10 protein-coding genes are annotated in these 12,002 nt (G+C 51.2%); 6 read left to right on the plus strand and 4 right to left on the minus strand.

Annotated features, from left to right (window positions below; genetic code table 11):
• Nucleotides 1-89 precede the first annotated feature (89 nt).
• Nucleotides 90-614 (plus strand): sigma-70 family RNA polymerase sigma factor, encoded by a 525-nt coding sequence (locus P40081_RS14990; RefSeq protein ID WP_081969963.1) that lies wholly within the window; start codon nucleotides 90-92, stop codon nucleotides 612-614.
• Between the two features lies 1 nt (nucleotide 615).
• Nucleotides 616-2,025: a hypothetical protein gene (locus tag P40081_RS14995; RefSeq protein ID WP_042136525.1), complete on the plus strand. Its 1,410-nt coding sequence runs from the start codon at nucleotides 616-618 to the stop codon at nucleotides 2,023-2,025.
• A 102-nt stretch (nucleotides 2,026-2,127) separates the two neighbouring features.
• Here the strand turns inward: P40081_RS14995 and P40081_RS15000 are convergent, their stop codons facing one another.
• Entirely contained in the window at nucleotides 2,128-2,652 is a 525-nt protein-coding gene (locus P40081_RS15000) for a type 1 glutamine amidotransferase domain-containing protein (protein WP_042136527.1), read from the minus strand.
• Nucleotides 2,653-2,935: 283 nt separating this feature from the next.
• Here P40081_RS15000 and P40081_RS15005 point away from each other — a divergent pair, with 283 nt between their 5' ends.
• The 3 genes from P40081_RS15005 (at nucleotide 2,936) to P40081_RS15015 (ending at nucleotide 5,567) form a co-directional block, all read left to right on the plus strand.
• Complete coding sequence (locus P40081_RS15005; RefSeq protein ID WP_042136529.1) at nucleotides 2,936-3,391, plus strand: hypothetical protein; 456 nt, start codon at nucleotides 2,936-2,938, stop codon at nucleotides 3,389-3,391.
• Between the two features lie 375 nt (nucleotides 3,392-3,766).
• Nucleotides 3,767-4,777: a catabolite control protein A gene (ccpA, locus tag P40081_RS15010; protein WP_036695017.1), complete on the plus strand. Its 1,011-nt coding sequence runs from the start codon at nucleotides 3,767-3,769 to the stop codon at nucleotides 4,775-4,777.
• Between the two features lie 94 nt (nucleotides 4,778-4,871).
• Nucleotides 4,872-5,567, plus strand: a complete 696-nt coding sequence (locus P40081_RS15015) for a 5'-methylthioadenosine/adenosylhomocysteine nucleosidase (protein WP_042136531.1) — start codon at nucleotides 4,872-4,874, stop codon at nucleotides 5,565-5,567.
• 25 nt (nucleotides 5,568-5,592) lie between these two features.
• Here the strand turns inward: P40081_RS15015 and P40081_RS15020 are convergent, their stop codons facing one another.
• Nucleotides 5,593-6,225: a GNAT family N-acetyltransferase gene (locus tag P40081_RS15020; RefSeq protein ID WP_042136533.1), complete on the minus strand. Its 633-nt coding sequence runs from the start codon at nucleotides 6,223-6,225 to the stop codon at nucleotides 5,593-5,595.
• 160 nt (nucleotides 6,226-6,385) lie between these two features.
• On the opposite strand from P40081_RS15020, the gene acsA reads away from it, so the two are divergent.
• Nucleotides 6,386-8,110: an acetate--CoA ligase gene (acsA, locus tag P40081_RS15025; RefSeq protein WP_042136535.1), complete on the plus strand. Its 1,725-nt coding sequence runs from the start codon at nucleotides 6,386-6,388 to the stop codon at nucleotides 8,108-8,110.
• Nucleotides 8,111-8,207: 97 nt separating this feature from the next.
• Here acsA and P40081_RS15030 read toward each other — a convergent pair whose 3' ends face one another.
• The gene (locus P40081_RS15030; RefSeq protein WP_081969964.1) at nucleotides 8,208-11,126 is read right to left on the minus strand and encodes a transglycosylase domain-containing protein; all 2,919 of its coding nucleotides are present in this window, start codon (nucleotides 11,124-11,126) and stop codon (nucleotides 8,208-8,210) included.
• A 244-nt stretch (nucleotides 11,127-11,370) separates the two neighbouring features.
• Complete coding sequence (gene rpsD / locus P40081_RS15035) at nucleotides 11,371-11,970, minus strand: 30S ribosomal protein S4 (protein ID WP_039297946.1); 600 nt, start codon at nucleotides 11,968-11,970, stop codon at nucleotides 11,371-11,373.
• Nucleotides 11,971-12,002 lie beyond the last annotated feature (32 nt).

Genomic DNA, 12,002 nt, shown 5'->3' on the forward strand with positions numbered 1-12,002 from the left:
ATCTTATTTGTCCCAAAAAAGTAAAACCGTTTGCGGCGCTGTGCAGTCAGTATATACAGAAATCAAAAAAAGCAGAGGGAGGATGCGGGATGGAGAATGTTTGGGAAGGCGAGCGGATGCGGGTCTTAAATGAGCAGGAACAGCTGTTCATCAGCCGGGTGCTAGAGCAGAAGAAAATACTCTACAGCATAGCCTATAGCTACTTGCGGAGCGAGGCGGAGGCACTTGAAGTTGTGCAGGAAACTACATATAGAGCCTGGGTCAAGCGTGGGAGCCTGAAGGATACAGAGCGATTTGCACCATGGCTGACAAGAATTCTGATCAACTGCTGTAAGGATGAATTGAAGCGGAGGAAACGTCTGGCGTCTCCTGGTCCGGTTCAGATTAGCGGCGGCCTGCAGGAGATGACCAGTGACCGCAAGCTGGATATGGAGCAGGCGCTGAATGGGGTCAAGCCGAAATACCGCCAGGTGCTTGTGCTGAAGTATTACCGGGATATGACACTGACCGAAATCGCCGAGGTGCTGGGCAAGCCTGAAGGGACGGTCAAAACTTGGCTGAACAAGGGACTGAAGCAGCTGCGCGACAAAATGAGAATTAGAGGGGGACTATAGGATGGCTACGAGTGAAGAAACACTGCTGAAGGAGTATTATCACAGTCTGTCAGTCGAAGCGGATGAAATTGCTGAGCTGAAGCTGAATGCTGCAATTCGCAAGGGGATAACCCGGTCGCAGAAATTCAATATGTCTCTAAAAGCGCGTTATGTTTTAGGTTCGGCGGCTATGCTGGCGATTCTGCTGCTGTTCGTTTTTCCTTGGGGGAGCGAGGCTTTGAAGCCGCGAAGTGGTGCTTTGAGTTCGCAGGTAACGGTGCAGGATATGAAGTGGTTCGAAGCTTACAGCAAAGTTGCCGGAAGTGATTCTACAGTTAATTCAGCATTGGCGGCAGGTCTCATTAAGCCGATAAGCGGTGCAACAGCAGAGACGGATGGATATGTTCTGACAGTGGAAGCCGTTGCAGCAGACCGGATGGGAATCCTCTTTTTCTATAAGCTGGAGAATAAGAACTTAAGTGCATCTGCTTATTCGCTCTCAGTGACTACAGTTGCAGATATAGAACTAGGACAAGGGGCTTACTTCAGCAGTAATCCGAAAGCTGTATCTGGAGTAACACGAGGATACCAAAAAGCACTTTGGAACCGCAATTATACGAAGCTGCCGGAGCGGATGGCGGTAAAGCTGAGTGTGGTGGGTCCGGTAGGCGGGGTGGTCGATGGCATACAGAACTTTGCGACAACCACTGAGGTGTATGTCCCGATCACCATTGAGCAGAATGCTGTTGCACAGTCCGGAGAGACTGTATCCATTAACCGGACTATGGAAATCGCTGGCCAGGATGTTGAGATCGGGGACGTATATATAGCTGCAACTGGCATCTATGTGGAAACTGCATACAGCCCGCAGAATTCCGTGGAAATATTCGGTCTGAACAGCCCGCATATTCTGCTTGGAGGCGGTAATGATTTCACTGCATTGTATTCAAAAGCATCGATTAATGTTGAGGGGAAACAGTTCCTCGTATTCCCTGGCAGTGAATTGTCACCTGGAACCATGAAGCTGCAAATTGATGGTGTCGTCGGTCTTGAGAAATCCGCCCAGGAGCTGATAGTAGATACGGATAAGAAGCAAATAATCAAAGGACCTGACGACCGTCTGCGGATAACCGCTGCGTCTAATACTCATAGCTTGATTATGGAATACCAAAGACCCAGCAATAAAAGCGCTGGTTATACTGCAAATGTAATTCTGGATCAGACATTCAAGGACGGAGCAGGCAAATTGCATACGGCTACGTATAATCCCGCGGTGCCTGTTATTGATCCTGCTCATGCTGACGACAAGGTTCCTCCCTTTCAACATGCTTACAAGCTGGGCACGGCCGAGCTGCAGCAGCCTTTGACATTCAAGATCATTAGTTACCCGAACCTGATTTCAGGTTCAGCAGAGCTTACTCTTCGCAAATAACACAATGTAATTTAAAAAGCCCTGCTCGCCGCTACAGCGGAGAACAGGGCTCTTCATGTATCTTCACGTATTAGTTTTCACTTAATATCAATATGTTACGGCTTATTCCCCCGCCAGCGCATCGCAGAAAGCCTTGCCGTAAGGCGGCAGATCCGGCGGACGGCGGGCGGAAATGATATGTCCGTCGGTTACCACAGGCTCGTCCTTCCAGATGGCTCCGGCATTCTCCATATCATCACGGATGCCTGGAGTGGAGGTGACGGTTACACCCTCCAGTATTTTGGCAGAGATCAAGACCCAGCCGGCATGGCAGATCTGCCCGATCGGCTTCTTGGCGTCGTTGAAATCCTGCACCAGCTTCAGTACTGCGCTGTAACGGCGGATTTTGTCGGGAGCCCAGCCTCCGGGTACCAGGATGCCGTCATAATCGGCTGCGTTCAGTTCATCCCATGAATATTCAGCAGTGGCGGGTACGCCGTATTTGCCCACATAGGTCTTATTTTTCTCCAGCCCGGCCAAATGAACCTCGGCGCCCTCTTCCCGCACGCGGTACACAGGATACCAGAGCTCCAAATCTTCAAACTCATCATCTACAAGCGCTATAACCTTTTTGCCAGCCAGTCTCATTCCATGCAGCTCCTTCCGGTTAATAACATCTCGGTTCTAAGCCATTCTATCAAAAGAAAAAGTTGAAGTCACTTTTCATATGGTAAAGTCTAAGCATTTTGCCAATTAAATCATTATATGCAAAACGGCAGGGATTCGCAGGAGTAAGGTCGAATATAGCATCTGAACAGGTAACCATACGTGTTTTTTGAAAGATAATGGATAGGCTTCACGCAATAATTGTTCCAGGACGGCGTAGCTGTTTCTGCTTGGATTATTAAAAGATCATTCTGAGGTGTGGGAGATGTATAAAGATAATTTAATGAAGAAGTCATGCGGCTGCGGCGGGATCATGACCATACATATGCATACGCTGATTTATAGTGCAAAGATCAAAATTACTCATGTACCGGTATATACCTGCAGGCAGTGTGCCCGCTATGAACCTTTGCCCGTGATCAAACGGGATCTGGGGAAGCTCATCGGTGAGCTTGCTGCTACTCCGCCTGGCCGGAAGCAGCTTTCGTTTGCGGAGCGCAATGAGTGGGCCAGTGTGCTGAAGGAAACGTTTGCTTCCGGTTTATTTGCCGGCGGGTTGCCTGAACTGGAAGAGTCCATCCGGAGTGCGATTCAGGGGCGGATTGATCTGCTATTGGACATTTACCGCTTAGCTGCAGATATGTCCGACAGGTCATGGATGGGTGAAACTGGACTTAGACTGTCCCAATTAACGGCTCAATCGGCAGAAAGTGCCAAATAAATGGCGTTTTTTGGCGTTTTGAAAAATTTTTCTGCAAAATCAATGAAAATATTTCAGCAAATGTTGGATTTTTCACGCACTTTTTGATACGATAGAAAGAGATTACAGGATTGCTGCAGCTGTCCGGTGGTTGGAGCGCAATATCGGCTTTGATCCGCCGCTGCATTTCTGAAATTTAAAGCGTTTTACGGCTGGGAGTTATTGGAGTATCAGGAATTGGCGGAAGGCGTTAAAGCCGCGCCAGGACTGGCGTTTCAACCTTTGAAAGAAATTTTGAAAGGAAAATGAAGCGTTATCATTGCACAATTGTACAAAGTGTCGTATCATAATTTTAATTAGTCGAACGATAAAATTTATCGCAATGGAGAGAGTAATTTGACGGTAACCATTTACGATGTAGCTCGAGAAGCAGGCGTATCTATGGCTACGGTATCACGGGTTGTGAATAATAACCCGAACGTGAAACCGCAGACCCGGAAGAAGGTTTTTGAAGCGATTGAGCGTTTGGGCTATCGTCCAAATGCCGTGGCGAGAGGTCTCGCCAGCAAGAAAACGACAACCGTTGGGGTTGTTATCCCTGATATCTCCAACTCGATTTTTGCGGAAATTGCACGCGGGATTGAAGATATTGCCAATATGTATCACTACAATATCATTTTGTGTAATGCGGACAAGCGCAAGGAGAAGGAAATTCGTGTTATTAACACGCTGCTTGAGAAACAAGTGGACGGGCTGCTCTTCATGGGCGGAACCGTTACGGAGGAGCATATTCAAGCCTTCCAGACCTCAGCAGTTCCAATTGTGCTCTGCGCCACTCGTGATGAGAAGGGCACCTACCCTTCCGTCGATATCGATCATGAGACGGCTGCGTTTGATGCAGTGAACACGCTCATCCGTCACGGCCACCGTGAGATTGCAATGATCAGCGGAACACTGCAGGATCCCGCGAACGGCTATGCCCGGTTCCACGGCTACAAGAAAGCGCTGGAAGCGGCAGGCATTGAGTACCAGGAGGATCTGGTCCGCATCGGTAACTATCGTTACGAATCCGGTGTCGAAGCCATGAAGTATTTCCTCGGTCTCAAGAAGAAACCAACCGCTATTTTTGCAGCAACCGATGAGATGGCCATTGGGGCAATTCACAGTATTCAGGATGAAGGATTGAAGGTTCCAGACGATTTCTCGATCATCAGTGTCGATAATATCCGGATGGCATCTATGGTTCGTCCTTTGCTCACTACTGTGGCACAGCCAATGTACGATCTGGGCGCGGTAGCGATGAGACTGCTGACGAAACTGATGAAGAAGGAAACGGTGGAGAACCCACGGGTTATTCTGCCGCATGAAACCATTCTTCGCCTGTCCGTCAACCATGTGAACAAATAAGATTTGTCCGTTCAACAAGTGAATATAAGGTACGTAGAAAGCTCCTTCGGGAGCTTTTTATGTTTCAGGGAAGTTATAAATGGGAGGGTTAAGGATGAGTGAAGTTCTGGGTCTGATTGGCGCAATGGATGAAGAGATTATGCTGCTGCTTGAGGAAATGGAGAATAGACAGACAACCGTGAGGGCGGGGATTACCTTCCATTCGGGAACTGTATTCGGCAAAACAGCGGTGCTCTGCAAATCGGGGGTCGGCAAGGTGAATGCTGCAGTAACAACGCAGATTCTGCTGGACAGCTTCGGCGTTTCGCGGGTATTGTTCACTGGTGTGGCAGGTGCAGTGCATCCCGATTTGAATATCGGGGACATTGTCATTTCATCGCAGTGCATCCAGCACGATATGGATGTGACAGCACTCGGTTACGCCAGAGGGGTGATTCCTTACCAGGAGACCTCTTCATTTCCGGCAGATCCGCAGCTGGTGAAGCTGGCGGAGCAGGCGTGCCGGGAGCTGAAGCAGAAGTCTGTGACAGGGATAGTACTATCCGGAGATCAGTTTATTGCAAGTAAGGAGACCGTTACCGTGCTGCGTGAGCAGCTGGACGGAGCTTGTGCCGAGATGGAGGGGGCCGCTGTCGCCCAGGTCTGCAATATGAACGGAACGCCGTTTGTGATCATCCGTTCCATGTCTGACAAAGCGGATGGTTCGGCCCATGTCAATTACCGTGAGTTCACGGTGACTGCTTCGGAACGTTCACACGCCATACTGGAGTATATGCTGAAGGCAATGTAAGCTCTGTGTAATGCAATCCCGGCCCTCAATACATGAACCGCTGTCTGAAGCGGACCCGGTCGAAGGTCTCGCGGGAGGACAGCGGAACAGCCTGGCCCATGCGGACCATCAGGCAATTGGCCGGATGGGAGCAGATTTCCGGGTCATCCGTGGCATACCACACCATATCTACGGTCTTCATCAGCTTCTCCATCATCTGCCTGTATTCCCAGACCGTGAGGCCGCTGCCCTTCAGATCCCAATGCCAATAATATTCCGTAGTGAATACGATGCAGTTCTCCAATTGCCCTTCTTCAAAAGCACTGGAGACCAGTAGCTTCGCAAGCCCGCATCCCCGGTATTCATCCGCGACTTCGATGGCCCCCAGCTCTACGAGATCTTCCATCCCTCCCTGGGACCACAGCTCCAGCTCATCCGGATAATGAAAGGTGACATACCCTACTATAACGCCTGAGACCACTGCAGCGACGACCCGGCCCTCCGGCAGTCCTGATATCTCGATCAATGCTTCCAGCTGCTCCTGCGGCTTCCGGAAGGCATCCAGATCGCGGTGCATAGCCAGGAGCTTGAGAGTATCCGGAGATAAAGGTCCTTCAACGGATATAAGCCTTTCTTTATGCTCTAAGGTATGGGACACGGGGATTTTGCAGTGCTCCATGATTGGGCTCCCTCCGGTTCACTATATTATGGAATGTAACCGCTTCCTGTGATATACTGGTTCCGACACGAAAAATTCACATTTGGCGCGTTGACATCATTGCAGTTAAGAGATTCTTACCCTTAAAGCTTAAATCAAACCAGTAGGGGAGGCAAGAGTAATGGGGCAAGTCCACAGCGAAATTTTGCCGGGCCGTGTGCAGCACTCGAATATGAAGGATTATTCAAGGGCTGTTGACGAATTCCGGTGGGAGGATGTCGAGAGAAGCTTCTCCTGGCATGGGACAGGTAAGGTGAATATGGCTCATGAAGCCGTAGACCGTCATGTGCAGGAAGGGCGGGGAGCAGCTACTGCTTTGATCTATAGTGATACTGTGCGCGAGGAGAGGTACACCTTTGCCGACTTGCGTGAGCGGTCGAACAAGTTCGGTAATGTGCTCCATAAATATGGGATTGGCAAAGGGGACCGGGTATTCATCTTCATGCCGCGCACACCGGAGCTGTACTTCAGCCTGCTGGGCATTCTGAAGGTGGGAGCCGTAGCAGGACCGCTGTTCGAGGCGTTCATGGAAACGGCAGTGAAGGACCGCCTGGAGGATAGCGGAGCGGTGGCTCTGGTGACTACGCCGGATCTGCTGCAGCGGGTGAAGCGCGACCAGCTTCCGGGGCTGCGCCACATTATTCTGGTCGGAGGTTCCGCATCTGAAGATCCGGGGCTGCTGAGTTATGAAGCGGAAATGGCAGCAGCTTCGGCAGAGCTGGAACCGGAATGGTTGAGTCTTGAGGATGGTCTGATCATGCATTATACCTCCGGGTCCACAGGCAAGCCTAAGGGCATCTATCATGTGCAGCGGGCAATGATTCAGCATTATTATACAGGCAAGGTTGTACTGGATTTGCGTCCGGATGATGTGTACTGGTGTACAGCAGATCCCGGCTGGGTGACCGGAACCTCCTACGGGATCTTCGCTCCCTGGCTAAACGGAGTAGCCAACGTGATCCGGGGAGGCCGCTTCAGCCCGCAGGACTGGTATAAAACCATTGAACGCTATGGGGTAACGGTGTGGTACAGCGCGCCTACGGCTTTCCGTATGCTGATGGGCGCAGGGGAAGGAAGCCTTCAGGATATTGATCTGAGCAGTCTGCGCCATGTTCTGTCTGTAGGGGAACCGCTCAACCCGGAAGTCGTGCGCTGGGGGGATAAATTCTACCAACAGCGGATTCATGACACCTGGTGGATGACGGAGACAGGTGCGCAGCTAATCTGTAATTATCCGGGGATGGATATCAAGCCCGGCTCCATGGGGCGGCCGCTGCCCGGAATTGAAGCCGCGATCCTGGATGATTACGGCAATATTCTGCCGCCGTATTCGATGGGCAATCTGGCGATCCGCACACCCTGGCCGTCGATGATGGGCAAGGTATGGAACAATCAGGCCAAATATGATGAATACTTCCGGATTGCCGGATGGTATATTTCCGGGGATTCGGCTTATATGGACGAAGACGGTTACTTCTGGTTCCAGGGCAGGATTGATGATGTAATCAATTCTTCCGGAGAGCGGATCGGTCCGTTCGAGGTGGAGAGCAAACTGGTTGAACACCCGGCGGTGGCTGAGGCAGGAGTGATCGGCAAGCCGGATGTGATGCGCGGAGAGATTATCAAAGCGTTCATTTCACTGCGGGATGGCTACTCCCCGACTGCAGAGCTGAAGGACGAGATTGCTGCTTTTGTCAAAGCGGGCCTGTCTGCCCATGCTGCGCCGCGTGAGATTGAATTCAAGGAGAAGCTTCCGAAGACCCGCTCCGGCAAAATTATGCGCCGTGTCCTAAAGGCCTGGGAGCTGCATCTTCCGGCAGGCGATTTATCTACGATTGAGGATTGAAGCCTATATCAGCCAGCTTATAGAAAAGACCGTTCCCTCAGATACAGGGAACGGTCTTTTACAGTTCATTCAATGGGTGCCATCCATAGACTTTAGCTTATGGCGTGGTTGCACCGGTATTGCCGCCGGCTCCGTTACTGCTGCCAGACGGCGTTGCTTCATTGCCGCCCGGCGGCTGGACAATGATCATTCCCGGATCATCGCTGCTTTCCGGGATGATTCCCGGATCCGGCGTTGGCTCCGTACCGTCAGAGCCCGGCACTTCCTCCGGAGGCAGCGTCGGCTCTGGTGTAGGCTGAGTCCCGGCTACACTGCCGGAGGCTGTCTCATGCCCTGCAACGTCTACAGCAGCCACATAGAAGGTGGCATTGGCGCTGGCAGGCGTACCGGGCTTGAAGACGGTACTCTCACCGGCTGAGAGCACAGCCTGCTTTTGGAAGGAGCCGCCGTTCAGTGAACGGTATAACCGGTAACCCGCAACATCGGATGATCCGCTTGGAGTGAAGGTAACTACAGCTTTGCCTGTACTGTAGGAGACCATCACTTCACCCGGAGCACTAGGCGCGTTGCCGTCATCCACCCGGGGGTCCACCTCAGTCGGGAAGTCAGTCTTGGCATCTTCCGGCATGTAGTAAGACAGAGATTCATGTTCTTTCATGGCCGGGAAGGCCGCAAGCAATTCTTTGACCAAGCTCTGAATCGGCTTCTCGCGCTTGACGACAATCTTCTCTTTCAGGAAATCCTCCGGCGTTCCTTCCAGCGGAAGGTAATTCACCCCGTTGTAGGTGATATATTTGGCCCTGGAGATTCCGTCATCACTTTCTGTGGGTACGAACTTGGCGTTGAACAGGTCCGTGGTGAATTTATCCGTCAGCTCTGACGGCTTCTTGCCGCTGTAAGCGGAGACCGTTGCTTTGACGATGCCCTCCGGCTTCGGGAATTCCTTCGTCACGAACAGCTCCGGACGTTTGTTGATCACGGTATTCATAACCTTGGTCCACAAAGTCTGCGCCTGCCGTTTCTGCGTATCTCCCTGCAGAGTGTTTATCTGTTCTTTGTATCCAACCCACATGCCCAGGGTAACATCCGGGGTATAGCCCATGAACCAGACATCCCCGTAGTTCTGCGTAGAACCGGTTTTGCCGACAATCGGAACTTCTTTGAAGTGCTCATATTTGCTTTTGACTGTACTTGCTGTACCGTCTGTTATTACTGTGCGCAGCATATCCGTCATCAGGTAAGCGGTCTGCTCGGAGAAGACCTGCTCCGGATTCACTTTGTGCTGATAGATGATCTTGCCTTGGGAGTCTACAATCTTCTCAATCATATAAGCATCATTGAATGCGCCCTGATTGCCGATTGAGGAATAGGCATTCGTTAATTCTTCAACGGAAACCCCGTAACGCAGCCCCCCGATTACTCCGGTCTGTGCGTTATAATCATCGTCCTGAATCGTAGTAATCCCGAGCTTTTTGGAAAAAGTCCAGGCATTCTCAATGCCAACCTTGTCATTGAACAGCTTCAAGGCCGGCAGGTTGAGGGATTTATTCAGGGCATAACGGGCGGTAACCAGCCCCTGATAGCGGTTATTGGCATTCTTCGGAATGTGGAAGCCCTTGCCGCCGTCCTTCATTACAATCGGGGCATCATCCAGGATGCCGGCAGGCTGGATTAATCCGGCATCCAGCGCAGGCAGATACGCGGCAATCGGCTTCATAGTGGAACCGGGCTGGCGGACCATCTGGGTAGCATAATTCATTTGCTCGATGTTGAAGTCACGCCCTTCAATCATCCCGAGAATCGCTCCGGTCTTGTTGTTAATCATGATGCCGGCCGTCTGTTCCTTGCCTCTGGCCTTACTGTCCTTCGTGAAGTTATCACTGTCTTCCGAGATGCTGTGCATCGCGCTGTACACTTTCTTATCAATGGTAGTGTATACCCGGTAGCCACCGGTCATCAGCTGCTGGCGGGCTTCCTCGAGAAGCAGCGTGTTGTCGGTGGTGGTGGCGGCGGCAGAATCCGAAGCAGCACCTGTGTTGTCTTCGTTCAGCGTCAGCATAATTTCAGCCGCTTTGCGCTCTGTCTCCAGCATCAGATAAGGGAAGGTAGCATAAGCCTTCTTCGTATGCGGAGCAAGCGAGCCCTTGATATCAAAGAGCAGGGCTTCATCATATTGCGACGTAGTAATCTTGTTCTCTTCCAGCATCCGCCGCAGCACCAGGCGCTGGCGGTCCATGGCCCGGCCAAAGGCAGTTTCATTGAATTCGCCTACGCCGTTAAACGCGGAGTATTTGGAGGGGAGCTGGGGCAGGCCGGCCAGATAAGCCGCTTGTGCCACGTTCAGCTTTTCCAGATCATCAAGACCGAAGATGCCTTTGGCGGCAGCCTTGATGCCGAATACATTATAACCGTTCGAGCCGTTCCCGAAAGGAACCTTATTTAAGTATGCCGTTAAAATTTCCTGCTTGGACAGAAAACGTTCCAGCCGCAGCGACAGCAGGATCTCCTTCACTTTGCGGTCTTCTGTACGGTCCAGATTCAGGAACACGCGGCGTGCCAGCTGTTGGGTCAGCGTACTGCCCCCGGTCTGAACGGATTCGTTCAGCAGCCTCTGCTTGACTGCACGCAGGGTGCCGTTGAAATCCACCCCTTTATGATTGTAGAAATTATTGTCCTCTATAGCGAGAACGGCATCAATCACAAGCTGTGGAATATCGTTGAATTCAATAAGTCTGCGGTCTTCTTCCGTCCGGAGCTGGCCGATCGGCTGCCCGTCACTGAAATAGGCAAAGCCGGTAATGGCGTTCTGGCTGACTTCCTGTTGAATTAATTCTTCGGTGCGGACAGGGTCATCTTTCACTATCGAAGTCACGTAGCCTGCCACAGCGCCACCGGCAAACAGAATGCCGAGTATACCGAGTATAAACATCCACTTCACGACTGAACCGAACCTGCGGAGCCAGGATCTGCGCGGTGGACGCTGTTTTGCGGTCTTCTTCTTATTCTCCTCAACCATCGACGATTATCCTCCTTTTAACGGAACTATTATAGCACAATTTGGCGATTTTGAATGCGCTTCTGCCGCAGGGGATTTACTCTTATGCTGCTTTTGCCAAAGATTCTGAGTAAGGAATAGTCCTAAGCGTTGTTTCAGGGAGCAAACTATAGGAGTAACGGCAAGCGGGGAGAGGGTATAGAACAAAAAAAGCTCCCGGATAAAGTATCCGGGAGCTTTAATCAGATTCGCTGGAAGCAGAATCTTAACGGTTGTAGAATTCGACGATTTGTTTCTCATCGATATCTTGGGACAGCTCGGCACGTTCCGGCAAACGAATGTATTTGCCTTCGAATGAACCATCAGCATATTCCAAGTAGCCTGGAAGGTGGGAGCGGTTGTCAAGAGCTTCTTTGATAGAACCCATAGCGCGGCTTCTTTCACGAAGTCCGATAACGTCGCCCACGCTTACGCGGTAAGAAGCGATGTCGACTTTTTTGCCGTTAACGGTTACGTGGCCGTGGGATACCAGCTGACGTGCGCCTGCACGGGAGTTAGCAAATCCAAGACGGTAAACCAGGTTGTCCAAGCGGCTTTCGAGCAGGAACATGAAGTTTTCGCCCGCGATACCCTGGAGCTTTTGTGCTTTGGTGAAAAGAGTTTTAAACTGCTTTTCGCCCAAGCCGTACATGTGACGCAGTTTTTGTTTTTCCAAAAGCTGCATTCCGTAGTTACTTACTTTTCTGCGTTGGTTAGCGCCGTGCTGTCCTGGTGGGAAAGGGCGTTTCAGGTCTTTGCCTGTACCGCTTAGGGAAATGCCCAGACGGCGGCTGAGTTTGAATTTAGGTCCGGTGTAACGTGCCATTATAGTAGACTCCTTTTAATTTGCAAATGTAT

Source organism: Paenibacillus sp. FSL P4-0081 (assembly GCF_000758565.1).
Lineage (GTDB): Bacteria > Bacillota > Bacilli > Paenibacillales > Paenibacillaceae > Paenibacillus_AQ > Paenibacillus_AQ phytohabitans.

What these genes read in the sequence shown, in the direction of transcription:
- acsA (WP_042136535.1), top strand. Translation starts at nt 6,386, where the DNA reads ATGGGGCAAGTCCACAGCGAAATTTTGCCGGGCCGTGTGCAGCACTCG.
- P40081_RS15005 (WP_042136529.1), top strand. Translation starts at nt 2,936, where the DNA reads ATGTATAAAGATAATTTAATGAAGAAGTCATGCGGCTGCGGCGGGATC.
- P40081_RS15000 (WP_042136527.1), bottom strand. Translation starts at nt 2,652, where the DNA reads ATGAGACTGGCTGGCAAAAAGGTTATAGCGCTTGTAGATGATGAGTTT.
- rpsD (WP_039297946.1), bottom strand. Translation starts at nt 11,970, where the DNA reads ATGGCACGTTACACCGGACCTAAATTCAAACTCAGCCGCCGTCTGGGC.
- P40081_RS15030 (WP_081969964.1), bottom strand. Translation starts at nt 11,126, where the DNA reads ATGGTTGAGGAGAATAAGAAGAAGACCGCAAAACAGCGTCCACCGCGC.
- P40081_RS14990 (WP_081969963.1), top strand. Translation starts at nt 90, where the DNA reads ATGGAGAATGTTTGGGAAGGCGAGCGGATGCGGGTCTTAAATGAGCAG.
- P40081_RS15015 (WP_042136531.1), top strand. Translation starts at nt 4,872, where the DNA reads ATGAGTGAAGTTCTGGGTCTGATTGGCGCAATGGATGAAGAGATTATG.
- P40081_RS14995 (WP_042136525.1), top strand. Translation starts at nt 616, where the DNA reads ATGGCTACGAGTGAAGAAACACTGCTGAAGGAGTATTATCACAGTCTG.
- P40081_RS15020 (WP_042136533.1), bottom strand. Translation starts at nt 6,225, where the DNA reads ATGGAGCACTGCAAAATCCCCGTGTCCCATACCTTAGAGCATAAAGAA.